Here is a 24,534-nt window from a genome sequence, read left to right as displayed (position 1 = left end):
AGACACCTCCCCGCGAGGATTTTCCCCGTCAGGCGACGAAGCGTGGCTGTTCCGCCCCGTTCCGGCCGGGCAGCACCGCGCCGACTGCCTCGATGCTGGCCACGAAAGCCCGGGCCGAAGCCTCCCAGGTGTAATTCGCGGCGAACGCGACGCAGTCCTGCCGGGAGATATCGAGCGCGGCGAAGCAGGCTTTGCGCAGATCGTGATCGAGAACGCCGACCGGCGCATTGCCGATAACGTCGCGGGGACCCTTCACCGGGAAGGCCGCCACCGGCAGGCCGCTCGCGAGCGCTTCCAGTAGGACCAGGCCGAACGTGTCGGTCTTGCTCGGGAACACGAAGACGTCGGCCGCAGCATAGATTTCCGCCAGCGCCTCGCCGTGCTTCTCGCCAAGGAAGATCGCATCGGGATAGGCCTCTTCGAGCGAGGCGCGCGCCGGACCGTCACCGACGATCACCTTGGTACCGGGCAGATCGAGATCGAGAAAGGCCTCGAGATTCTTCTCCACCGCAACCCGGCCGACCGACAGGAACACCGGCGCCGGCAGACAGAGGTCGATCGCGCGCGGGTGGAACAAATGGGTGTCGACGCCGCGCGGCCACAGCACGACATTGTCGAAGCCGCGCTCGCCGAGCTCGCGGGCGAGCGCAGGCGTTGCCGCCATCACGGCACGGCTGGGCGCATGGAAGCGGCGCAGCGCGCGCCAGATCAGCGAGCCCGGCACCGGCACGCGGGCACGGACATATTCGGGAAAGCGGGTGTGGAAGCTGGTCGTGAACGGCAGCTTGCGCTGGCGGCAATAGCGGCGGACCATCAGGCCGATCGGTCCCTCCGTCGCAATGTGGATGCTGTCCGGGCGCGCCTCCTCGATCAGCTTTGCAATTCGCGCCGGACGCGGCATGGCGAGGCGCACGTCGCGATAGCTCGGCATCGCGAAGGTGCGGAACGATTGCGGCGTCAGGAACGTGAACGCGACGCCGAGCCCCTCGGCGCCGTCAGCGAGCTTGGTCAGCGTCCGAACCACACCGTTGACTTGCGGGTGCCAGGCGTCGGTCGCGACCAGGATGCGCATCAGGCAGCTCTCATCAGGCAGCTCTTGCCGCGACCTGCGGGACTTGTGCGGGCTTCTGCAAATGATCCGCCCAGGTGATGATCTCGAAATGGCCGTCGTCGTGCTCGACGAGGGCCGTGCAGCTCTCGACCCAGTCGCCGCAATTCATGTAGCGGATGCCGGCCTCGTCGCGGATCACGGCATAGTGGATGTGGCCGCAGATCACGCCGTCGGCCTCATGGCGCCGCGCTTCGGCGGCGAGCGCCTGCTCGAACGCGCCGATATAGTTGACGGCGTTCTTGACCTTCTGCTTGGCCCATTGCGACAGCGACCAATAGGGCACGCCGAACAGGCGGCGGAAGAAATTGACCAAGCGATTCATCTGGATCGCGAAGTCGTAGGCCTTGTCTCCGAGATGGGCGAGCCAGCGCGCATTCTGCACCACGAGATCGAAGATGTCGCCGTGGATGACGAGATAGCGCTTGCCGTCGACGCCGGTATGGACGGTGTTCTCGACCACGTCGATGCCGCCGAAATGCGTGCCGTAATAGTTGCGCAGGAACTCGTCGTGATTGCCGGGAATGTAGATGATCTTGGCGCCCTTGCGCGCCTTGCGCAGCAGCTTCTGGACCAGGTCGTTGTGTGATTGCGGCCAGTGCCAGCTCGATTTCAGCGCCCAGCCGTCGACGATGTCGCCGACGAGATAGATGGTGTCGGCATCGTGATAGCGCAGGAAGTCGAGCAGAAGATCGGCTTGAGAACCGCGGGCTCCGAGATGGACGTCGGAGATGAACAACGTGCGAAAGCGCCGCTCCGGGCTCTCGTCACTCACATCGTAGCTTCCCATGCGCCAGCCTGTAACAATGTCCCGTGACAGGGGGATGACCGATTGAACCTTTGAGGCACCTTCAAATACGAATCACGCCTTGCCTCGCCCTTCCCCGCGAATATCAGTGGCATGCGACAATCAGGCGACATGGCGCCGCAGCGGCACCTCGCCCAAGACCAGATCCGCTGGAACCCACGAGGCACACGAGGCAAGTGCGCTGCCTCTCCCGCTTGCGGGAGAGGGGTGAGGATGCCTCCTCAAGCGATGATCCCCGAGTGGGGAGAGCCCTCACCCGCACCTTTCGGCGCGACCTCTCCCGCAAGCGGGAGAGGTTGAGCGAGCCCGCGTCAGTAAAATTTGTGGAAATGGTGGATCGGGCCGTGTCCTTGGCCCACGCTGAAGCGGTCGGCGGCTCCGATCGCGGCGCTGATCCAGGCCTTGGCGTTGCGCACCGCTTGCTCGAGCTCCTCACCCCTGGCGAGACCCGCCGCGACCGCCGAGGACAGCGAGCAGCCGGTGCCATGGGTGTTCTTGGTGGCGAGGCGCGGCGCAGCGAGCGCGATGGTGTTGTCGGCATTGACCAGATAGTCGATGCTCTCCGCGCCCTCGCCGTGCCCGCCCTTGACCAGGACCGCACGGCAGCCGAGCGCCAGCAGGCGGCGCCCCTGGCTTTCGATCTCGGCCTCACTGGCCGCCATTGGCTCCTCGAGCAGCGCGGCGGCCTCGGGCAGGTTCGGCGTGATCACCGAGGCCAGCGGTATCAGTCTCGTGCGCAACGCTTCCACGGCCTCGGAGGCCAGCAGTCGGTCGCCTGATGTTGCCACCATCACGGGATCGAGCACCACGTGCCGGGGCGCCCAGCGCGACAGCGCGACCGTGATCGCCTCGATGCTGGCGGCCTGGGCCACCATGCCGATCTTCACAGCACCAACGTCGAGATCGGAAAACACCGCATCGATCTGTGCCGTGACGAACTCCGCCGGCACCGCGTGAATGCCGGTGACGCTGCGCGTGTTCTGCGCCGTCAGCGCCGTGATGGCGGAGGCGCCATAGACGCCGAGCGAGGCAAAAGTCTTCAGGTCCGCCTGGATGCCGGCGCCGCCGCTCGAATCGGAGCCGGCGATGGTAAGTGCGACCGGGGTCGTCATCGCGGGATGCATTTGCTTGAGGACACCGCCATGGCCCTGTCCTAGCGCGATCGTGGAACCCCAGCAAGCGCGACGGCCCGCCGCCATGATTCGCGGCGGCCCGTCGCGCCCGCAACCGGCGCGGCATGCCCCCGCAGTCGGACGGGCTTGAAAAATCGAGCCTCGCCATAGCCTTGATAGCTCGCCCTTGGCGTGCACACTGATGAGTGAGACGTTAGGTGGTGGAATCGCCCAGCGACACTAATCGCGCGAGCCGTCCCCGGCTCGCACGTCTTCCCGGGGGTGGAACTATGTGGGCCTATTTTGAACGTCTCCTCGACTCCTCGATGCTGTCGCCGCATGGCATCTGCCTGTTGTGGGAACCCGAACTGATCTGGCTCCATGTCGTTTCGGACGGTGGCATCGCCGCCGCCTATTTTTCGATCCCGTTCGCGCTCGCGATCCTCGTCACCAAGCGGCGCGACCTCAAATTCGGCTGGGTCTATTGGGCGTTCGCGATCTTCATCATGGCGTGCGGCCTGACCCATGTGCTGTCGATCTACACGCTCTGGGTCCCGATCTATGGCATCGAGGGCATCGTCAAGGCGCTGACCGCGGTGGCCTCCGTGGTCACGGCCGGCGCGCTTTGGCCGCTGCTACCGAAGATCCTGACGATTCCCTCTCCGTTCGAGCTTCGGCAGGTTCAGGCCGCGCTCGAGGAGGAGGAAATCAAGACCCGGGACGCGACGCTCCTGCTCCAGCAAGTCGGGGAAGCCCAGCGCGCGATGCGCGAGAGCGTGGCGCGCCTCACCGCAATCGTCGAGACCGCGGTCGACGGGGTCATCCTGTTCGATGCGCAGGACCGCATCCTGCTGTTCAATCCGGCCTGCGAGCGCTTGTTCGGCTACCGGGCCGACGAGGTGATGGGCCGGAATATCGGCATGCTGATGCCCGAGGCAGCTGCTGCGTCCGACAGCCGCACGGGGCATTTCGCGACCGGCGGCGAGGCCCTCGGCCTGCGCAAGGATGGATCGACCTTTCCGATGAACCTGTCGGTGGGTCAGGCGCGGCAGGACGGTGAATTGATCTTCGTCGGCATCATCCACGACCTGACCGCGCGCAACCTGACCGAGCAGCAGCTCCAGCAGGCGCAGAAGATGGAGACGGTCGGCCAGCTCTCCGGCGGCATCGCGCATGATTTCAACAATCTGCTGACCGTCATGATCGGCAATGCCGAGCACCTCAGCGAGCAGCTCAAGGCGAGGCCCGACCTCAAGCGGTTTGCCGACGACATCTGCCAATCGGGCGAACGGGGCGCCGAGCTGACGCAGCGCCTGCTCGCGTTCAGCCGCCGCCAATTGCTCCAGCCTCAGATGATCGATTGCCGCGGCCTGCTTGATTCCATGTTCAAGCTGCTCAAGCGCACCTTGCGCGAAAATGTCGAGATCAGGACGAGCTCCGGGCCCGGCACGATCATGGCCTTTGCAGACCGCACCCAGCTCGAATCCGCGGTGCTGAACCTTGCGCTCAACGCACAGGATGCCATGCCATCCGGAGGACATCTGACGCTGAGCACGGAGCTGGTTGCGATCGACGACGACTATCGTGTCCTTCACCCGGAAGTCGCATCCGGCACATACGCGTTGATCTCGGTCACCGACGACGGCGAAGGCATGACGCCTGATGTCACCGCGCGCGCCTTCGAGCCGTTCTTCACCACCAAGGAGGTCGGCAAGGGCTCCGGGCTCGGCCTCAGCATGGTCTATGGCTTTGCCAAGCAATCCAATGGCCATGTCTCGATCTACAGCGAGGCGGGCCTTGGGACGACGGTCCGGATCTACCTGCCGCGCGCCGATGCAGGGCAAACACAGGCCGACCTCGTCGACGGCGAGGACACAGCACCCAGAGGATACGAGACCATTCTGATCGCCGAGGACGATCCGTTCGTTCGCTCCTCCGCGATTCGCAGGGTGGAAGCTCTCGGATACCGCGTCGTCGCCGCGGTCAACGGCAAGGAGGCCCTGCAGCAGCTGCGCACCGACCCCAGCATCGACATGCTGTTCACCGACATCGTGATGCCCGGCGGCATGAGCGGCTGGGAGCTTGCCGATCAGGCACGGCGGATTCGCCCGGGCCTGCCGGTCCTGTTCACCTCGGGCTACGCGCTGGAGACCCTGGTGGAGCAGGGCCGCGCGCATGCGCAAGCCATCGTGCTGACCAAGCCCTATCGCAAGGTCGAACTCGCGCAGCGGCTCAGGGATGCATTCGCCGCGGCGGCCGTCGCCTCCTGAGCGCCGGACCGGCAACTGGCGGCCGGCAAGTTCGCTTGCTAAATGCAGCCGGTTTTGGCCTATTAGCCGGCCAGATGTGCTTTCGGAGTGACCGCGATGGTTCCTTTTTTCGTCCAGATCAAATGCAAGCTCGGCCAGTCCTATGTGGTCGCCAATGCGCTCGCCGAAGCCGAGATCGCCTCCGAGATCTACTCCACCGCCGGTCAATACGACCTCCTGGTGAAGTTCTACGTCGACAAGGACACCGACATCGGCCACTTCGTGAACGAGAAGGTGCAGGTGCTGCCCGGCATCCAGGACACCCTTACCATCATCACGTTCAAGGCGTTCGGCACGGGCTAATGCTGCTACACTAGCTCCCCTGCTTGCGCTTGGGCGGCGTCGGCCCGTCCACCGGCGGCAGCGATTTGACGTAGTCCGCCATCGCCGCGAGATCGGCATCCGGCAATTGCGAGGTGTTCTTGATGACGCGCGTCATCGCGCCGCCGGCGCTGTCGCCGTCGGGCAATTCGCCGGTCTTGAGGAAATAGGCGATATCCTTCGCGCTCCAGTCACCGAGGCGCTTCTGGGTGATGTTGGGGATCCACCCCTCGCCTTCCGGATTGGGCCCGCCGGCAAACCGCTCACCGGAGATGATGCCGCCAAGCGCGTTGCGCGGGCTGTGGCATTCGGCGCAATGGCCGAAACTGTTCACGAGATAGGCGCCGCGATTGAATTCCGGCGACTTCGCGGCGTCGGCGACGAAGGGCTTGTCGTCCAGAAATAAGAACTTCCAGATGCCGATGTTGCGCCGGATGTCGAAGGGAAAGCCGACGTCGTGGTCACGCACTTTGCCTGCAACGGCTGGCAGCGTTTTCAGATACGCAAAGAGATCGAGCACGTCCTCGCGCCTGGCGTGCTGATAGGAGGTGTAGGGAAACGCCGGAAAGTAATGCTGCCCGGACGGCGAGACCCCGTGCATCACCGCATTGACGAAATCGGCGTCCGTCCATTTGCCGATGCCGTCGGCCGGATCGGGCGAGATGTTCGGCGCGTAGAACGTTCCGAACGGCGACTTGATCACGACGCCGCCACCAAGCCTGAGACGATCGGGCTGATTGGGAACGGCGTGGCAGGACGCGCAGCCGCCGGCGTTGAACATCACCTCGCCATTGGCAAGATCAGGCGCATGGGGTGGCGGCGTGGTGCTCGCAGCCGCCACCACCGGCGCGCTGAGCCACCAATAGATGCCCGTAGCGGCGATCGCGACGAGCAGCGCCACGAAAATTGTTCGTTGCAACATGCTGATCCATTCATTCGTTGCGGCGAACCTATGACCGATCTCCGTGCGGCTCCAACCACAAAGAATTTAGCCCGCCCTGGCCGGAAACGGGAATAAACTGAAATGCCGACTGTTGAAAGTTAGCCAGCCCGAACGGGTTTTGCAGGGAGAATGTCATGAACAAGACCGTCATCGCCATGTGCGCGCTCGGTGCCATCGCTTTTGCAGGCCCGGCCTGCGCCGAAAAGCTGAAAGCAACGCTCGACGCCAAGTCCGAGGTGCCCGCAACGACCAGCAGCGGCAGCGGAACGGCCGATCTGAACTACGATGCCGCCAGCAAGAAATTGTCCTGGACTGTCAACTATTCCGGGCTCTCTGGCCCTGCCACCGCGGCTCATTTCCATGGCCCGGCCGAGGCGGGCAAGAACGCCGGCGTTGCGGTCGCGATCCCGAACGCGGCCGCGAGCCCGGTCAAGGGCGAAGCGACGCTCACCGACGCGCAGGCCGCCGATCTGCTCGGCGGCAAGTACTACATCAACATCCACACGGCGGCGAACCCGGGCGGCGAGATCCGCGGCCAAGTGACGAAGTAAGCGCAAACGCGACTTCGTTGCGCGAAGGCCGGACGCAGGAGGGCGTCCGGCCTTTTCGATTCTCGCCACGCTCAAGCCGCATTCAGCGCCTGCGCGAGGTCGGCGATCAGGTCAGACGGATTTTCGATTCCGATCGACAGCCGGATCGTGGAATCGAGGACACCGATTTTCCGGCGGATGTCGGCGGGAACGCCGGAATGGGTCATCGTCGCCGGCAGGCTCGCCAGCGATTCCGTTCCGCCGAGACTCACGGCGAGCTTGAAGATCTGGAGCGCGTTGAGGAATTTGACGGCCGCTTCCTTGCCGCCGACAATATCGAACGAGAATGTGGAGCCGGCGCCTGAGCATTGCTCCGCGAACACCCGTCCGGCTGGCGATGCGTCCTCGTGATGACCGAGATAGTGGACTTTCGCCACCTTGGGGTGATCGCGCAAATAGTCCGCGACGAGGCGCGCATTCACATCGGCCTTTTCCATGCGCAGGCTCAGCGTCTCGAGCGACCGATTGATCATCCAGCAGGAATGCGGATCGAGCTGGGTGCCGATGGCGCCGCGCAGCGCCTTGATCCCCTTCATGAGCGCCTTCGAGCCGAGCGCGGCGCCCGCGATCAGGTCGGAATGACCGCCGACATATTTCGTGAGCGAGTACAAGGAAATATCTGCGCCGTGCTCGATCGGTCGCTGAAACACCGGTCCGAGCAGCGTATTGTCGCACGCGATGATCGGTGTGTGTCCCTGAGCCTTTTCGACGGCCTCGGCGACACGGCGCATCATCGCAATGTCGACCAGCCCGTTGGTCGGGTTGGCGGGAGTTTCGATCAGGATCATCGACACCCGGCCCTTGCGCATGGCCTCCTCCGCGGCCTGCTTGACTGCCGCCTCGTCGATGCCATCGGCGAAGCCGACGGCGCCGATCGACAGGCGCGCTAGCGTGTTCGTCAGCAGGGTTTCCGTCCCGCCATAGAGCGGCTGGGAGTGCAGAATGACGTCGCCGGGGCGCACGAAAGCCAGGATCGTGGTTGCGATGGCCGCCATGCCGGACGAGAACAGAGCGCAGCTCTCGGTGCGCTCGTAGATCGAGAGCCGATCCTCGACGATCTCGCTGTTGGGATGATTGAAGCGCGAATAGACCAGGCCTGCGCCCATCCCCTCCGGCGGCTCGCGCCGGCCGGCGACGTAGTCGAAGAAGTCCTGGCCGTCGTCGGCCGTCTTGAACACGAAGGTCGAGGTCAGGAACACCGGCGGTTTGATAGCGCCTTCCGACAGTTGCGGGTCATAGCCATAGGTCAGCATCAAGGTTTCCGGATGCAGCATATGGTTGCCGATGTGGGTCTTCGACGGGAACGGTTTTGCCATGGCCTATCTCGCTGTTGATTCAGTTCCTCGCCGGGCGTTGGAACTCCTGCTATCATGAGGCAGTCAGGCGCGAGATGCGCCGGCATCCAACAGCTCACATCAATGCCGCGGCGGCTGAAGCAAAGATAGCCGCTCTCACAGCGATCCGTCAGGCCTTGCGGACGGAATTTCGTGCTGCGCTGCGACTCGCGGACCATGGTCGCGCAAAAAGTGCGGCTGCTTTCGCAACTGCCATTTTTCAATTCTGGTAGCCCGGATTTCTCTTCACTCCATCCCGGCTACGGACCTAGAACTGTGCCCTGTTATTTCAACTTCACCCGATACGTCTCGTGGCAGTCGGTGCAGCGATCGTTGATCGCGGTATAGGCCGCTTTCAGGCTCGCGACATTGGTGATCTTGCCTTTGACGTCGGCGATCGCCTTCTGCACCGGAGGGATCTTGGAGTCGAAATCGGCCTTGTTCTGCCAGACCTTTTGCGAGGCGCCATAGGTCGCGTTCACCACGTCCTGCTTGGGATTGACCTCGAAGGTCTTGGCGATCTTGGCGACATCCGCCTCCAGATGCGCGATTGCCTCGTCGACCGCCTTCTGATTGTAGGGAATGTCGCCCTTCGTCATCTTCTGAATGACAGTGTAAAGACTCTTCGCCTGCGAGCGCATCAGATTGTCCTGCTGAACGGCAATCTCCTGCTGCGCCATGACGGCGCCCGCGCCCAGCAGCAGGGCGCCCGCGACGATCAACGTTCGTTTCATTGGCTCGTGTCTCCGGCTCGCAGAGTTTTTCGGGAGAGGTCGTCCATGACTAGAACCCCGCGCCAGGCGTTTATTCCCGCGCGGGGTTATCTGGACTTCAGAGGCTGTGACGGCGGTGATGCTCGTTGATCGCAATCCACACCCGCTCGGGCGTTGCCGGCATGTCGATGTGGTCGATCTTGTATTCGCGCCAGAGCGCATCGACGATGGCGTTGACGACGGCCGGACAGGAGCCGATCGCGCCGGCCTCACCAGCCCCCTTCACGCCCAGCGGATTGGTCTTGCAGGGAACGTTGTTGGTCTCGAACACGAAGGCCGGCCCGTCCGCCGCGCGCGGCAGCGCGTAGTCCATGTAGGTCGCGGTGATGAGCTGGCCGTCGCTCGCGCCATAGACCACCTGCTCCATCAAGGCCTGGCCGATGCCCTGCATGGCGCCGCCATGCACCTGCCCCGCCAGCAGCAGCGGATTGAGCGTCTTGCCGAAATCGTCGACGATCACATAGTTGACGATCTTGATGATGCCCGTGGCCGGATCGAGCTCGACTTCCGCCAGATGCGTGCCGTTGGGATAGGTGCCATCGGCGCTGGCGAAGGTGGCGCTGCCGTTCAGCTTCGACGGATCGGCGCCGGGCCGCTTGGCGAGGTCGGCGAAGGAGATCGAGCGGTCGGTGCCGGCGATCCGGATCACGCCGTCGGTGATCTCGAGGTCGCCCGCGCTCGCTTCCAGCGCCTGCGCTGCGAACTCCTTCAGCTTCTTGCCGAGATCGCCCGCAGCACGCTCCACGCAGACGCCGCCAGTGGGAATCGAGGCCGAACCGCCGGTGCCGAGGCCCGTCGCGATCTCGTCGGTGTCGCCCTGGTGGATATGCACGCGCTCCGGCGGCAGGCCGAACTGTTCGGCGACGATCTGCGCATAGGCGGTCTGATGACCCTGCCCGCTCGATTGCGTGCCGATCAGGACGGTGATGTCGCCACTGGGATCGAGACGGACATTGGCCGTCTCCTCACCCATCACGCCGCAAATCTCGACATAGCTCGCAAGGCCGATGCCGCGGATTAGGCCATGCTTCTTGGCCGCCTTGGCGCGCTTTCCAAACTCCTTCCATTCCGCGATCTCCATCGCGCGCTTCAGATGCGCGGCGAAGTCGCCGGAATCGTAGACCTTGCCAGTCGCGGTCTTGTAAGGCAGCGCCTTCGGCGGAATGAAATTCTTGCGGCGGATGGCATCCGGCGTCATCTCGAGTTTCCGCGCGCAGGCATCCACGAGGCGTTCGATGACGTAGGCCGCCTCCGGCCGCCCCGCGCCGCGATAGGCATCGACCGGCACGCTGTGGGTGAAGATGGTGCGCACCCGGCAATGGAAGGCCTGGATGTCGTAAAGACCTGGCAGCATGCCGGCGCCGCCGTGCGGGATATAGGGCCCGAAGGTCGACAGATACGCGCCCATGTCGCCCATCAGATCGCAATCCATCGCGAGGAACTTGCCGTCCTCGGCCAGCGCCATCTTGGCGGTGGTGACGTTGTCGCGGCCCTGCGCGTCGCCCATGAAATGCTCGGAGCGGTCGGCCGCCCACTTCACCGCCTTCTTCAGCTGTCGCGCCGCGACCGCCATCAAGGCGTATTCCCGGTACGGAAACAGTTTTGTGCCGAAACCGCCGCCGACGTCGGGGCAGATCACCCGCATCTTGTCGCTCGGGATATTGAGCACGTTCTGGCAGAGGATGTCGCGCAGGCGATGACTGCCCTGGCTGCCGACGGTCAGCGTCAGATGGTCGCGCTTGGCGTCGTATTCGCAGACGGCTGCGCGCGTCTCCATGAAGCTCGCGACCACGCGCGGATTGACGATGGAGATTTCGGCGACCGCATGCGCCTTGGCAAAGGCAGCTTCCGTCGCTTGCTTGTCGCCGATCGAGACGTCGAACAGCACGTTACCCGGCTTGTCCGGCCAGACCTGCGGGGCCCCGGGCTTCACAGCGTTGACGACGCCGGTCACCGCCGGCAGCGGGCTCCATTTGACGTCGATCGCCTCGATCGCGTCACGGGCTTGATCGATGGTCTCGGCGACCACGAAGGCGACGGCATCGCCGACATGGCGTACCTCATCCTTGGCGAGGATCGGGTAAGGGGGGCCGGTGAACGGATCGGTCTCGAGATTGAACAGGCACGGCAGATTGCCGAGATCCTTGACGTCATCGGCAGTCAGGATCAGCGCAACGCCGGGTAAGCCGCGGGCACGGTTCACATCGATGGTGTATTTGGCATGCGCGTGCGGCGAGCGCAGCACCAGGCAGCGGAGCGCGGCCTGCGGCGTGTAATCGTCGGTATAGCGGCCCTTGCCGCGGATGAGTGCGTCATCCTCCTTGCGCAGCACGCTTTGGCCAACGCCGAACTTGATGGGAGCCGCCATTTTGTCTTCCCGTTCTCATGGTTGTTTTGTCGGCATATTGCCGTGGAAAGAGAGTCAAGGCAAACGGGTTTAGGCATGCAGCGTCCGCGAAACTTGTTCGCTGCCCTCGCCTGTCAGAGCGGGACGGGCGCGAAAGGTCGCAGCTCGGTCATTTCCCTGTGAGGATCGATGCGGTTATTGGCATGATAGTTGCCGAACTAACCCGCAAGCGCAATCCCATGAACAAGCGGCCGTGCTGTCCGCCGCTTGTTCGCAAAGCGCATGTCCGCGTCTGATGCCGATCAGGTCACATGACACCACGGCTCGATAGATGCGTCGCCCTATCTCTAAGCGTATCGATGGCTCGTTGAGATGTGATGTAGTCGATCTCGCTACGCGTCAAGCCGATGTCCATCAGCTCCCTGTCACTCAGCTCCTGCAAAGTGACCCTTAAGCCCTGGCGTTCGCGCCGCCGCTGAAACGCACGCCAACACTGCTTGAGCAGGCTTAAGACGCTTTGCGCCGAAGAAGTGGCCGCTGGTCCAGCAGTATCCTTTTCCAGTGCAATGGGAAGGTCGAGGCGGAGCGCAGCGGCATCGCGCTCGGCCTCGGATGTGATGATCGTCTGTTGGGGTGGCATCGGACGCTCCTGCTGTTGGGCCGGCAGGGAGCATGGCCAAACAAAAGGCCCCGTCCGATGCCGGCGGGGCCTGGTGGAAAAGATGTCGTCGTCGAAATCCTAGCGCGCGACTCCTCCCACGGCCCAGCCGAAGCGGGTCATGTGCATGAAGTTGACGGTGCGCATGGATTTGATCATGAGACGCTCGTACCACAACAATCGCGTAAAATCAAGGGATGTGCCAATGTCTGCTGCATCCTAGAAGCGAGCCATTTGCTCCGGCGCAGTCGTCTCTGGAAATTCGCCTGGCCGCACCGCGAAGAGGAGCACCAGCAGCAGATTGGTTTTGCTTCCTCGGCGCACACCGAGATGCAGTGCTTTGGCGAATGTCAGGGTAAGCTAACGCTGTTCCGGGTATTTCGGCGTCTTGCCACTTATTGGAGGACTTGCCACGCGGGTTTCGTTGGGCAAGACTGCTCGCATTTCAAGTACTTGTTTGAAAGGGTGTCCTCATGCCCGAAACATTGGAAAGCCTATTGTGGTGTGCAGCGCTGGCGACGTGGTTGATGCTTTTCTTCGGAATCACTGCCGAGCGCTTGAAGCCTCTCTCAAAACACCTCAGCCATCTACTCGAGGTTACGTTCAGGCCTAGGGCGAAGTGACGCAATAATGGCCTTAAGGCGCGGCTTGGCAGCTGCCAAACTGGCAGGGCTGTGCGTCCCCTTGATGATGCAAGGGCGAACGAACCAAAGCGCCCACATCGTGCGGCCGCACTCTCTCAGCTCTGCGAGGGAGCGACGATGCTTGCGCCTCCAGGCAGTTAGAACGGGCAACGCTGCTAGCCTGTCAGCCTCCGATCGAGGGAGAACCGCCCCCCTCCGGTGACCAGGATCAACAGAGCGCCTCCCAATATCGAGATGTTTTTCAAGAAATTATTGTACTGCCCAATCTGTTGCGGACCGGCGGGATATTCCCAGTAACGATGTGCGATTGCAGTAGCCGCGACCACAAATAGCAAAACCAAAATTGCGCAGTAGCGCGTTCCAAGGCCGAGTATCAAACCAACCGATATCACTATTTCCAGCAGGACGGTTATTGTCGTGAACAGCTGGGGCATTGGAAGGTTCAGCGACCGGAAATAGCCCACTGAGCCGCTGAAATTCGTAAGCGCTCCGTACGCGCTTCCGACGAAGACCCATGCAAGCAGGATGCGGCCGATCAGGATCAGCAGGTCGGCATTGCCGGTGGCGAACTTGTCAATTTGAGATGTGGGCCAGGGAGAGCGGAATGGCATGGTCACTGCCTCATCGCCTTGTTGCCTGAGGACGTCACCTGAATATCCAAAGATCGTATCACGATCGGGGAACCGCATGAAAGGCCCCGGCGAGGCATCGCGCTGTAAACGCCTGGTGCCTCGGACGCTAACAAGCGGCTCATCCGCACGGCATTTTCATCGAAAATCACTTCATCCGCATCGGCGACGGGCCGCATCAGGCGCATCCGGCCGCAGTGGGCAAGGACCTGATCGGACACGGCGCGGTGATCGCCGGGTAACGCCTAGCTGCGCATCAGCGAGATCAGCCAGTTGCGGCCGAACAGGATGAGGATCGCGAGCGCGTAGACGATCGTGCCCCCGATGGCCAAGAGGGCCAGCGTCAGTTCGTCCCGGAAGGCCTGCATGGAGGCCAAAATGGCCGCGCTGAAGTGCGCGATCAGCCAGAACGCGGCAGACAGGACCAATCCGGTCAGCAGGAATTTGGCCAGCGACATCAGCCAGCCGCGGTCCGGCACGAGAAAGCCTCGCCGCGCGGCGAAGAAGAGCACCAGCAAGAGGTTGGTCCAGACACCGACGGCTGTTGCGAGCGCGAGGCCGATCTGGGCGAGCGATCCCATCAACGCGACTTTCAGGGCGACGTTGACGGCGATGCCGGTCAGCGAAGCGCGGACCGGCGTTGCCGTATCCTTGCGCGCATAGAAGGTCGCGACCGCGCTGCGGATCAACACGAAGGGGATCAGGCCGATGGCATAAGCTGCGAGCGTGGCGCCGGCGGCGGCGGCATCGGCCTTCGAGAATGCGCCGCGGGCGAACAGCGCGCGCATGATCGCCTCGGGCACGGTGATGAAGGCCGCGACGAACGGCACCGAGAACAGCAGCGTGAAATCGAAGGCACGTCGTTGTGCCTTCATCGCACCGTCATGGTCGTTGGCTGTGATTCGCCGCGACATCTCCGGCAGCAGCACCGTGCCAATGGCGATGCCGATGACGCCGATCGGGAGCTGGTTGAGGCGGTCGGCGTAATAGAGCGCCGACAGAGCACCGGCAGGCAGGAACGTCGCAATGATGGTGTCGGCGAACAGCGCGACCTGGGTACCCATCGAGCCCAGCGTCGCTGGCCCCAACGCCTTAAAGAAGCCGCGGACGTCTTCATCGAGCCTCAAGGGCGCAAAGCGCGGCAGGCCGCCATGACGCGCCAGATCGCCGGCGAGCAGGAAATATTGCAGGAAGCCGGAAATCAGCACGCCCCAGGCCGCGGCGTGGCCCGCGGTTGGAAACCAGGCGGCCAGCGCCAGCGTCATCATCATCGCGACGTTGAGGAAGATCGAGGCGGCCGCGGCACTGGCGAAGCGCTGCATCACGTTGAGCATGCCGCCGTAGAGCGTCACTAGCGTGATCAGCAGCAGATAAGGAAAGGTGATTCGCGTGAGCTCGATCGCGAGCTTGCGCTGCTCGGCGTCCTCGGAAAAGCCGGGCGCCAAAATGCTCATGGCCTGCGGCATGAACAGCCAGGCGACGATCAGCAGCACGATTTGCGAGGCCAGCAGCAGCGTGAAGATGCGATCGGCGAACAGTCTCGCCGCCCCCTCACCCTTCTCGCCATGGACATGCGCGTAGGCTGGCACCCAGGCCGCGTTGAAGGCGCCCTCGGCGAAGATCGCGCGGAAATGATTGGGCAGTCGCAGCGCCACGAAAAAGGCGTCGGCCACGGGGCCGGCGCCGAGAATCGCCGCGAGCATGATGTCGCGGGCAAATCCCGTCACCCGTGAGAGCAGCGTATATCCGCCAACCGTGAAGATGCGTCCGAGCATGCGTCTGTTTTAGAGCATGGCAGGATTAGGTCTAGGTGCTAGCCGGGAGGAAGGTCCGCCCCCTCCCGCGCCTGCGGGGGAGAGTTGGGGAGAGGGTGTCTCAAGAACGAAGACTCCCCCAGAGGACAGAACCCTCACCCGGCGCTTCGGCCGCCCTCTCCCGCAAGCAGGAGACGTGAAGAAGCCGCGGCGCAATCACGCTGAAACCGCGCCGCGCACGGCGGCGATGACGCGCTCCTGGTCGGCTTCGGTCAGATAAGCATGCATCGGCAGGCTGATGACGTCCTGCGACAGGCTTTCACATCCCGGCAAGCCGCCTTCTGCGACCGGATAGTGCTTGTAGGCGGTCTGCTGATGCATCGACTTGCCGTAATAGATCGCGGTCGGCACGCCCTGGGCCTTCAGCGCGGCGGCAAAGCCGTCGCGGTCTGTGCCTTTGGGCAGGCGGATGGTGTACTGCGCCCAGACCGACGTGTTGCCGGGGCTAAGACGCGGCACGGTGACGACGTTGGACAGGCCACGTGCGTAGCGCTCTGCGACCTTGTTGCGGGCGGCGATCTCGTCGTCAAAAATCTTCAGCTTCTCGAGCAGGATCGCGGCCTGCATGGTGTCGAGCCGGCCGGTCAGGCCGAGCCGGACGTTGTCGTATTTGTCGACGCCCTGCCCGTGCACGCGGATGCTGCGCAGCGTGGCTGCAAGTTCGTCATCGTCGGTGAAGATCGCGCCGCCGTCGCCGAAGCAGCCGAGCGGTTTGGCGGGAAAGAAGCTGGTCGCAGTGGCGTGCCCGAGCGTGCCGAGCTTGCGGCCCTTGTAACTCGCACCAAAGCCCTGCGCGGCATCGTCGAGCACGAACAGACCTTCGGCCTTGGCGATCTCGGCGATGGCGTCGTGATCGGCAGGCTGGCCAAACAGGTCGACCGGAATGATAGCAACCGGCTTGAGCCCGGCCTTGCGGGCGGTCGCGATGCCGCGCTTCAGCGACTCCGGGCTCATGTTGAAGGTCGCCTCGTCCACGTCGACATAAACCGGCGTCGCGCCGGTCCGCGCCACTGGCGAGGCGGTCGCGATGAAGGTGAAGGACGGACACAGCACGGCATCGCCGGGTCCGACCTTCTTCGCCATCATCGTCATCAGGATCGCGTCGGTGCCACTAGCGCAGCCGATGACGTGCTTGGCACCGCTGTAGGCCGCAAGCTGCTTCTCCAGCTCGAAGACCTCCGGGCCGTTGACGAACTGGCAATGGTCGAGAACCCGCTTCACGGCTGCATCGAGCGAGGCGCCGAGCCGGCGGCGCTGCGCGCCGACATCGATGAAGGGAATGGGATCGGAACGCAGATGCTGGTTCATGGCGCTTTGCTGATTTTCTCGCGAAGTTTGAGAAGCCGACATGGAAAGGAATCAGCCGGCGACACGACGCGGGCCCTTGCGGGCGGGCGCCGTGGCGGCGGGGCGCGACGGCGTTTCCAGGCACTGTGTCGCGATCTCGAGACTGGCGACGCCCTCGTCGCCGGTCACTGCAGGGGTCTCGCCGTGGCGGACCGCATTGAGGAACGCGATCAGCTCGGCGCGCAGAGGCTCGTCATGGCCGACCGGTAGATGCCGCATCGAATAGCTGCCATCGGGCTTGAAGCCGAAGCATTCGGTGACCTGGCGCGTCAACAGATCGCCCATCACGTATTTGTCGCGCGTCGCGACCGTGACGCTGCGCGCCTTGAACGGCGTCAGCCAGTTGGTGTTGATGTGGGCGAGCACGCCGTTAGCGGTGCGGAACTGCAACAGCGCGATGTCCTCGCGCTCGGCGACCGCGCTCGACAGTTGCGGCTGCACCTCGACGATGTCGGATTCGGTGAACCAGCGGATCAAATCGATATCGTGCACGGCGAGGTCGATGACGACGCCGACATTGGACATGCGCGGCGGGAACGGGCCGACGCGGGTGATCGCGATCGACAAGATGTCCTCGCCCGCGATCGCCTGCTTGACCGCGGCGACAGCCGGATTGAAGCGCTCGACATGACCGATCATCAGCGTGACGCCGGCCTTTTGCGCGGCGGCGACGATCTCGCGGCCCTCTTCGACCGTGGACGCGATCGGCTTCTCGACCAGGACGTGGATGTTCTTGGCGATGCAGGCGAGCGCGACCTCGTGATGCAGATGGGTGGGCGCTGCGATGGTGACGGCATCGACACCCTCGGCGAAGAGCTGGTCGAGCGTCTCGAAACCCTGGCAGCTCGCAAGCTCGGTGGTGCGGGTGCGGTGCGTCGGCGAAGGATCGACGATGCCGACGAGGCTGACGCCGGGAAGACCCGCGAGTACGCGCGCGTGGTTGCTGCCCATCACGCCGGCGCCAATGACGCCGACGCGCAGGCCGGCCTTTGCCGGTGCAGATCCTTTGGAACTCATCTGATGGAACCCCGATTCAACCCAAATCCCCGGCGCCGCTTCTAGCACGGGCGCCACATTTGTGGCGAATGACGCGCTAGCGGTCCGGACACGATTTGATTCAAAAAATTACACGTTCCCGGGGCCTTAAGCCGGAAAAGATACCGCTCTTTCGGCCCGGATCGCGTGATTCGGAGTTTGCTGGTTACGACCTTTGATAGTCGTCTTCAATCCGGATGATGTCGTCTTCCCCGAGATAGCTTCCAGTCTGGACCTCGATTAGTTCCAGCTGAATTTTGCCGGGATTCTCCATCCGGTGGACGGCGCCCATCGGGATGTAGATCGACTCGTTCTCGTGCACCGCCTTCACGGTCTCGTTGACGGTGACCTGTGCCGTGCCCCGCACCACGATCCAGTGCTCGGCACGATGGTGATGCTTCTGAAGCGACAAGCGGCCGCCCGGCTTGACCACGATGCGCTTGACCTGGTGCCGCTCGCCATTGTCGACGGATTGATAGCTGCCCCAGGGCCGGTGCACTTTAAGATGTTCCTCGGTGACCTTGGGCGCGACCGCCTTGAGCTTGGTCACGAGACGCTTCAAGCCGTTGGCATCCTTCTGGCGCGAGACCAGCACCGCATCCGCTGTGGCGACCACCACGAGATCGTCGACGCCTTCGAGCGCGACCAGCGCGGAATCGGTAGTGACGTTGCAGTTGCGGGAGTCTTCGAACACCGCCTTTCCGTGCGCGGCGTTGCCCAGCGCGTCCTTCTCCGAGAGCTCCCACACCGCGTGCCAGGAGCCGACGTCGGACCAGCCGCACGACACCGGCACGACCGCGGCGCGCGAGGTCTTTTCCATCACCGCATAATCGATCGAGATCGCCTTCGCCGCGCCGAACGCCTGAGGCTCCAGCGTGACGAAGCCGAGATCGCGGCCGGCGTTGGCGACTGCATTGGAGATCGCCTCGATGCTCGCTGCGTCCACCCTGCGATATTCATCGAGCAGCACACTGGCCGGAAACATGAAGTTGCCGCTGTTCCAGAGATAGCCGGAATTGACGTAGTCCGATGCTTGCACCGCATCCGGCTTTTCGACGAAACGCGCGACGGCGTGCACCTCGCCGGTGATCACCTCGCCCGGGTTGATATAGCCGTATTCGGTCGCCGGCCGCTCCGGCTTGACGCCGAAGGTGACGATGCGCCCGGCATTCGCGGCCGCAAGGCCTTCGCGGCACGCGGCGACGAAGGCGGCATTGTCCCGCACCACGTGGTCGGCGGCGAGCGCGAGCACGATCGCCTCATTGGCGCGGTTCTGCGCGAATACCGCACCCGCGGCGATCGCAGGTCCGGAATCGCGCCGCATCGGCTCGAGGATCACATCGGCCTCGATCGCGATCTCGGCGAGCTGCTCCAGCACCATGAAGCGATAGGCCGCATTGGTGATGACGATCGGTCGATCGAACAGCGAGGGATCGGAGACGCGCAGCAGCGTGTCCTGGAAGGTCGAGCGCGTGCCGAACAGCGGCAGGAACTGCTTGGGCCGCACCTCGCGCGAAGCTGGCCACAGCCGCGTGCCGGCACCGCCGCACATGATCAGGGGGATTATGCGTTTGTCCATCGTCATCTCAAACCTTGAAATAGTCCCGATACCAGGTGACAAAGTTACGGACCCCATGCTCGATCGGCGTTGACGGCGCAAAGCCGGTGTCGCGCATCAGATCCTCGACATCCGCGAACGTTTCCAGCACATCTCCCGGCTGCATCGGCAGCAATTCTTTGATCGCCGTCCGGCCCAGCTCCCGCTCCAGAAGCCCGACGACGTGCATCAGTTCCTCCGGATGGTGATTGCCGACATTGTAGAGCTTTGACGGCGCATTTGCGGCCGCCGGATCGTCCGCAGGCACACGATCGATCAGCTTGGATACTACACGCGTCACGTCATCAATATAGGTAAAGTCGCGGCGCATCCTGCCATGGTTAAAGAGCCGGATCGGCCTGCCCGCCATGATGGCATCTACAAAGAGAAACATGGCCATATCAGGCCGTCCCCAGGGGCCGTAAATGGTAAAGAAGCGCAAGCCCGTGACCGGGAGCCGGTAGAGATGGCTATAGGACTGCGCCATCAATTCGTTCGCCTTCTTGGTCGCGGCGTAGAAGCTCACGGGGTGGTCGGTGCGATCCTGCACGGCAAATGGCATCTTTGTGTTGGCGCCATAAACGGACGATGACGAGGCGTAGACGAGATGGCGGCAGCCATTGTTCCGGCAGCCTTCAAGCACGTTGAGAAAGCCCTGGAGATTGGAATCGGCGTAGGCGTGCGGCTGCTCGATCGAGTAGCGCACGCCGGCCTGGGCCGCGAGATGCACGACCTTGGCAAATTGATGTCGCGCAAACAGCGCCGCGATCGTCTCACGGTCGGCGAGGTCGGCCTCGACGAAGGAGAAGCCGGACTCGTTCTTGAGCAGTGCAAGGCGTGCTCGCTTCAGCGCGGGATCGTAATAGCTGTTGAGATTGTCGAGCCCGACGACGGACCGGCCTTCGGCCAAGAGCTGCCGGGCGACGTGAAAGCCGATGAAGCCGGCAGCGCCCGTGACCAAAATCGCCTGATCCGTCATCCTGTTCCCCAGAGATCCCTTGCCCGCAGAACCTGTTTAGCCGCCGCATCGTGGAGGTCGCAATAGGCCTGCTGCTCCTCATGAGGGCCCTTCAAGACGCCGCTGCACCACGGCTTACACACGGCTGACTACACACGACTATTGCAAGATTGGCGCCAAAACCATACGAAAGCGGCCGAATTCGGCGCCTCGCGTCGGGTTGCCTCCAACCTTCGCAAACCCTATTCAAGCGGGCGAGATGCGCCGAATCCTGCTTTCTGCGGCCAAGATCCTGATTTCCGCGGCGCTGCTCTATCTGGCGCTGCGCAAGGTGGACCTGTCCGAACTGTTCTCGCGCTTCACGGTGACCAGCCTGGTCTGGATCGGTGTGGCGATCGGGGTCACGTTCCTGCAAATCTTCGTCGGCGTGCTGCGCTGGCGCGAGATCAGCGCCGAATGCGGCGCGCCGCTCGAGCTCGGCCGGGCCATGCGCTACAACGTGATCGGTGCCTTCTTCAACCAGACCCTGCCGTCGGCGATCGGCGGCGATGCGGTCCGGCTGTGGCTGGTCGCGCGTGCCGGTGCCGGCTGGCGCGCGGCGACCTACTCGATCTTCGTCGATCGCGCGATCGGCTTGATCGCGCTCGCGGTTCTGATCGTCGCGAGCCTGCCCTGGAGCTACACCCTCATCACTGATCCGAATGGGCGCTCGGCGCTGCTGCTCCTCGACTTCGCGGCGCTCGCGGGCGGCCTCGGTTTCCTGATCTTCGGCGCCTTGAAATGGCGCTGGCTGAAGACCTGGTGGGCGACGCATCACATCCACGCCTGTGCCGTGGTCGCCAATCGCGTGATCTTCAGCCGCAGCCGCGGACCGATCGTCGCGATCCTGTCGATCCTCGTTCACGTGCTCGCCGTCCTCATCGCCTGGTGCGTGGTGCAGTCGATCGCGGCGCCGATCAGCTTCGGCCAGATATTTCTGCTCGTCCCGCCGGTGATGCTGATCACCATGATGCCGATCTCGATCGCAGGCTGGGGCGTACGTGAAGCCACGATGGGCCTCGCGTTCGGCTTCGCCGGACTCGCAGCAAACGAGGGCGTCAACGTCTCGCTGCTGTTCGGCGCCGTGTTCTTCATCGTCGGGGCGATCGGCGGCCTGGTCTGGATCCTCAGCGCGGAGAAGGCCGCGCAAGGGTCGGCGCCGATCGGGGTGCCCGAGTGAGCCCGGCCGCCGACGCCCTCACCGCCCTGCCCTCGCTGCTTGCCGTCGCAATCGCCGCGCTGATGTCGGCGCTCATCACCTGGACCAGCCGTCCCCTGCTCCAGCGCTACGCACTGGCGCGGCCGAACGCGCGGTCCTCGCATCGCATCCCGACCCCACAGGGTGCGGGCATCGCCGTGATCGCCGCGACGCTGATCGTCGCCTCGCTCTTTGCGATTGTCGCGAACGTCGCGATCCCGCCGGCGCTGGTTGGTGCGACGGTCTTGATCGCGCTGGTCGGATTCGCCGACGACATCGTGTCGCTGCCGGTGCTGTTGCGGCTGGTGCTGCAGGCGGCAGCCGTCGGCGCCGTGGTATTCACTGCGCCCGAGACTTCGCGCATCGTTCCGGCGCTGCCGCTTGCGCTGGAGCGCGGTCTCATCCTGCTCGCAGGAGTCTGGTTCGTGAACCTCGTCAACTTCATGGACGGGCTCGACCTGATGACGGCAGCAGAAGTGGTGCCGGTCACCGCGGCGCTGCTGCTGCTGGGATGGCTCGGCGAGCTACCGTGGCCGGCCGCGCTGATCGCGACGGCGCTGTTCGGCGCCATGCTCGGCTTCGCGCCGTTCAACCGCCCGGTCGCAAAAGTCTTCCTGGGCGATGTCGGCAGCCTGCCGATCGGCCTTTTGCTCGGCTGGTGCCTGCTGGAGCTCGCCTTTCGCGGGCAGCCGGCCGCGGCGCTGCTGTTGCCGGCCTATTATCTTGCGGATTCCACTATCACGCTGTTTCGACGGATCGCACGCCGCGAGCCGTTCTGGTCGGCGCACCGCACGCATTTCTACCAGCGTGCAATCGACAATGGGTTCACGGTGAAGCGGGTGGTCGGCGAGGCATTCGCGCTCAATTTCCTGCTGGCGTTGCTCGCCATTGCCACCGTTCGCGCCGGATCGATGACGATCACGATCGTCTCGTTGTTCGCAGGTGCGGTCGCGGTCGCTATCGTGCTGCGGCGTTTCTCCCGCGCTCAGGCGTCCTGAAGGATGTCAGGCGGCGGTCTCGAGCCGAATTCCGGAACTGCATCCTTGAGGATGGCGGTGATGGTCGTCCGATCATCCAGCGCGATCGCCTGCTCGAGCGCCGCAATCCATTTGCGCAGCGTCTGCATCGGGGGCTCGTTCGGCTGCGCGGCCATGATGCCGGCGACGCCGATCTCGCGGGTCGGCTCCTCGGACGCAAACAGGATCTCATGCAGACGCTCGCCCGGCCGCATGCCCGTGAACACGATCTCAATGTCGTAGCCGGGTTGCAGGCCGGACAAGCGGATCATGCGCTCGGCGAGATCGACGATCTTCACCGGCTGGCCCATGTTGAGCACGTAGACCGACACGTCCGAATGCGCACTGCCGAGCGCATGCGTTGCCGCCGTGATGACGAGATCGCAGGCCTCGCGCATGGTCATGAAATAGCGGACCATGTCGGGATGCGTCACGGTCACGGGACCGCCGGCCTCGATCTGGGCCTTGAATTTCGGCACCACCGAGCCGTTCGAGGCCAGCACGTTGCCGAACCGGACCGAGATCAGCCGCATCGGCGGCTTGGCCCCGCGCGCCCCCGCTGCGAGGTCGTGGTCCAGTGCCTGACAGTACATCTCCGCAAAGCGTTTGGTCAGGCCGAGCATCGACACCGGCTCGATTGCCTTGTCGGTCGAGATCATCACCATGGCCTCGGCGCCGGCGGTGAGCGCTGCGTCCGCCACGTTGATGGAGCCGAAGATGTTGGTCTTGACCCCCTCGCTCCAGTCGCGCTCGAGGATTGGAACGTGCTTGAGCGCCGCGGCGTGGAACACAATGGCCGGCTTGAACTCCGCCATCAGGCGCATGATGCGCTCGCGGTCGCGGATGTCGGCAATCCGCCCTTCAATCTGGGCCGGCAGGCCATGCGCGGCGAGTGCTTCCGTGACTGCGTAGAGCGCCGGCTCGGAATTTTCCAGGATCAAAAGACGCGCGGCGCCGAAAGCGACTACGCGCTCGCAGATCTCGGAGCCGATCGACCCGCCGCCGCCGGTGACGATCACCGTCTTGCCCTTGATCAGCGCTTCCAGGCGCGCATAGTCAATCTTCTCGCTCGGCCGCAACAGGAGGTCCTCGACCGCGACCGCGGTGAGCCGCGGCGCCTCGCCGCTCTCCAGCGAGGGCATGCGGCTCACGATCAAGCCTAACTTGCGTGCCCGCATCAGGATCGATTCTGGATGGGCTTCCGGCTCGAACGCCGACGGCGCCATCACGAGACGGGCGATCGCCTTGTTGCGCTTGGCAAAATCGCTAATGACTTCCTCGACGTCATCGATGCCGCCCAGCACCGGCACGTTGCGGATGAGCTGGCCCAGATCGGCGCGCGAGGGCGACAATATGCCGACCGGCCAGATCCGCTTGATCGCTCCGCTCTCGATGCCGCGCAACAGCACCTCGGCATCCGCAGTCCGCCCGATCAGGAGCGTCGGCGCAGCGTCGTCGGTGCGGGCATGTCGCCGCACTCGCGTGTAGCGGAAGTAGCGGTAGGTCATCCGCAGCGCGCTGAGAAAGGCGATCTCGAGGAACCAGTAGAGGACGATGGTCACCTTGCCGACGAAGAAGCTGCCACGGACGTTCGGCGCCACGAAGATGTAGTCCAGCACGAGCAGGGCCACGGTCAGCACGGTCGCGGCGCGGATGATATTCAGCGCGTCCGGCAAAGAGATGAAGCGCCACTTCGTCGTGGTCAGATTGAAGAGGAAGAATACGACTACGCTGAACGCGACAAAGTAAGGCAGGATCTGGAACAGGAGCGGCAGGCGCGCGAAAAAGCCGTCACCACCTTCGAACCGCAGATAGAAGGCGACAAAAAGAGCCGCCGTCGTCGCAAGCACGTCGTGCAGCGCGATCAGGAAATTGCGCGAGGTAAGATGCGAGAGACGCGTCATCCGCCGGCCGATGAAAATCCAGTTAGGTGCAACCTGACCGCGCTGATAGC

The 24,534-nt window shown here is 63.8% G+C and carries 20 protein-coding genes; 5 read left to right on the top strand and 15 right to left on the bottom strand.

The annotated features are described in order from the left end of the window. Positions 1-28 precede the first annotated feature (28 nt). The 3 genes from ACR9YP_RS18440 to thiD form a co-directional block, all read right to left on the bottom strand. Entirely contained in the window at positions 29-1,072 is a 1,044-nt protein-coding gene (locus tag ACR9YP_RS18440; protein WP_128944936.1) for a glycosyltransferase family 4 protein, read from the bottom strand. A gap of 13 nt (positions 1,073-1,085) precedes the next feature. Then, on the bottom strand, positions 1,086-1,898 hold the full coding sequence (locus ACR9YP_RS18435; protein WP_091891998.1) for a UDP-2,3-diacylglucosamine diphosphatase: 813 nt from the start codon (positions 1,896-1,898) through the stop codon (positions 1,086-1,088). A 329-nt stretch (positions 1,899-2,227) separates the two neighbouring features. Continuing rightward, positions 2,228-3,028, bottom strand: a complete 801-nt coding sequence (gene thiD / locus ACR9YP_RS18430; protein WP_474220716.1) for a bifunctional hydroxymethylpyrimidine kinase/phosphomethylpyrimidine kinase — start codon at positions 3,026-3,028, stop codon at positions 2,228-2,230. A 290-nt stretch (positions 3,029-3,318) separates the two neighbouring features. Here thiD and ACR9YP_RS18425 point away from each other — a divergent pair, with 290 nt between their 5' ends. Further along, positions 3,319-5,298, top strand: coding sequence for a PAS domain S-box protein (locus ACR9YP_RS18425; RefSeq protein WP_474220715.1), 1,980 nt, complete (start codon positions 3,319-3,321; stop codon positions 5,296-5,298). A 96-nt stretch (positions 5,299-5,394) separates the two neighbouring features. After that, positions 5,395-5,640, top strand: a complete 246-nt coding sequence (locus ACR9YP_RS18420) for an Lrp/AsnC ligand binding domain-containing protein (protein WP_061878884.1) — start codon at positions 5,395-5,397, stop codon at positions 5,638-5,640. Positions 5,641-5,650: 10 nt separating this feature from the next. Here the strand turns inward: ACR9YP_RS18420 and ACR9YP_RS18415 are convergent, their stop codons facing one another. Continuing rightward, positions 5,651-6,580, bottom strand: a complete 930-nt coding sequence (locus ACR9YP_RS18415) for a c-type cytochrome (RefSeq protein ID WP_474220714.1) — start codon at positions 6,578-6,580, stop codon at positions 5,651-5,653. Positions 6,581-6,735: 155 nt separating this feature from the next. On the opposite strand from ACR9YP_RS18415, the gene ACR9YP_RS18410 reads away from it, so the two are divergent. After that, entirely contained in the window at positions 6,736-7,152 is a 417-nt protein-coding gene (locus tag ACR9YP_RS18410; RefSeq protein WP_474220713.1) for a CHRD domain-containing protein, read from the top strand. A gap of 71 nt (positions 7,153-7,223) precedes the next feature. Here ACR9YP_RS18410 and ACR9YP_RS18405 read toward each other — a convergent pair whose 3' ends face one another. From ACR9YP_RS18405 to ACR9YP_RS18360, 10 genes are all read right to left on the bottom strand, one after another. After that, the gene (locus tag ACR9YP_RS18405) at positions 7,224-8,507 is read right to left on the bottom strand and encodes a cystathionine gamma-synthase family protein (protein WP_474220712.1); all 1,284 of its coding nucleotides are present in this window, start codon (positions 8,505-8,507) and stop codon (positions 7,224-7,226) included. Positions 8,508-8,809: 302 nt separating this feature from the next. After that, a complete protein-coding gene (locus ACR9YP_RS18400; RefSeq protein ID WP_474220711.1) occupies positions 8,810-9,259 on the bottom strand; it encodes a cytochrome c in 450 nt (149 codons plus the stop codon). Between the two features lie 97 nt (positions 9,260-9,356). Further along, the gene (locus ACR9YP_RS18395) at positions 9,357-11,666 is read right to left on the bottom strand and encodes a xanthine dehydrogenase family protein molybdopterin-binding subunit (protein ID WP_474220709.1); all 2,310 of its coding nucleotides are present in this window, start codon (positions 11,664-11,666) and stop codon (positions 9,357-9,359) included. Positions 11,667-11,952: 286 nt separating this feature from the next. After that, a complete protein-coding gene (locus tag ACR9YP_RS18390; protein ID WP_474220708.1) occupies positions 11,953-12,285 on the bottom strand; it encodes a DUF1127 domain-containing protein in 333 nt (110 codons plus the stop codon). An 817-nt stretch (positions 12,286-13,102) separates the two neighbouring features. After that, positions 13,103-13,636: a DoxX family protein gene (locus ACR9YP_RS18385; RefSeq protein ID WP_474220706.1), complete on the bottom strand. Its 534-nt coding sequence runs from the start codon at positions 13,634-13,636 to the stop codon at positions 13,103-13,105. A gap of 185 nt (positions 13,637-13,821) precedes the next feature. Continuing rightward, positions 13,822-15,351 carry a murein biosynthesis integral membrane protein MurJ gene (gene murJ, locus ACR9YP_RS18380; RefSeq protein ID WP_474220705.1) on the bottom strand — a complete coding sequence of 510 codons (1,530 nt, stop codon included), beginning with the start codon at positions 15,349-15,351 and terminating at the stop codon, positions 13,822-13,824. Positions 15,352-15,546: 195 nt separating this feature from the next. Next, the gene (locus tag ACR9YP_RS18375; RefSeq protein WP_474220704.1) at positions 15,547-16,698 is read right to left on the bottom strand and encodes a DegT/DnrJ/EryC1/StrS family aminotransferase; all 1,152 of its coding nucleotides are present in this window, start codon (positions 16,696-16,698) and stop codon (positions 15,547-15,549) included. A 51-nt stretch (positions 16,699-16,749) separates the two neighbouring features. Beyond that, positions 16,750-17,754 carry a Gfo/Idh/MocA family protein gene (locus tag ACR9YP_RS18370; protein WP_474220703.1) on the bottom strand — a complete coding sequence of 335 codons (1,005 nt, stop codon included), beginning with the start codon at positions 17,752-17,754 and terminating at the stop codon, positions 16,750-16,752. Between the two features lie 184 nt (positions 17,755-17,938). Further along, positions 17,939-19,351, bottom strand: a complete 1,413-nt coding sequence (locus ACR9YP_RS18365; protein ID WP_474220702.1) for a mannose-1-phosphate guanylyltransferase/mannose-6-phosphate isomerase — start codon at positions 19,349-19,351, stop codon at positions 17,939-17,941. A gap of 7 nt (positions 19,352-19,358) precedes the next feature. After that, entirely contained in the window at positions 19,359-20,348 is a 990-nt protein-coding gene (locus tag ACR9YP_RS18360) for an NAD-dependent epimerase (RefSeq protein WP_474220701.1), read from the bottom strand. Positions 20,349-20,586: 238 nt separating this feature from the next. On the opposite strand from ACR9YP_RS18360, the gene ACR9YP_RS18355 reads away from it, so the two are divergent. Next, positions 20,587-21,546: a lysylphosphatidylglycerol synthase transmembrane domain-containing protein gene (locus ACR9YP_RS18355; protein ID WP_474220700.1), complete on the top strand. Its 960-nt coding sequence runs from the start codon at positions 20,587-20,589 to the stop codon at positions 21,544-21,546. Continuing rightward, complete coding sequence (locus ACR9YP_RS18350) at positions 21,543-22,562, top strand: MraY family glycosyltransferase (RefSeq protein WP_474220699.1); 1,020 nt, start codon at positions 21,543-21,545, stop codon at positions 22,560-22,562. The genes ACR9YP_RS18355 and ACR9YP_RS18350 overlap by 4 nt, the downstream gene beginning before the upstream one ends. Here ACR9YP_RS18350 and ACR9YP_RS18345 read toward each other — a convergent pair. Beyond that, positions 22,550-24,484, bottom strand: a complete 1,935-nt coding sequence (locus ACR9YP_RS18345; RefSeq protein WP_474221082.1) for an SDR family NAD(P)-dependent oxidoreductase — start codon at positions 24,482-24,484, stop codon at positions 22,550-22,552. The genes ACR9YP_RS18350 and ACR9YP_RS18345 overlap by 13 nt on opposite strands. Positions 24,485-24,534: the final 50 nt, after the last annotated feature.

It is taken from the genome of Bradyrhizobium sp. BR14999, from assembly GCF_056106085.1.
Note: the sequence above shows the minus strand (reverse complement) of the source record. Positions and strands in the feature narration are given on the sequence as shown.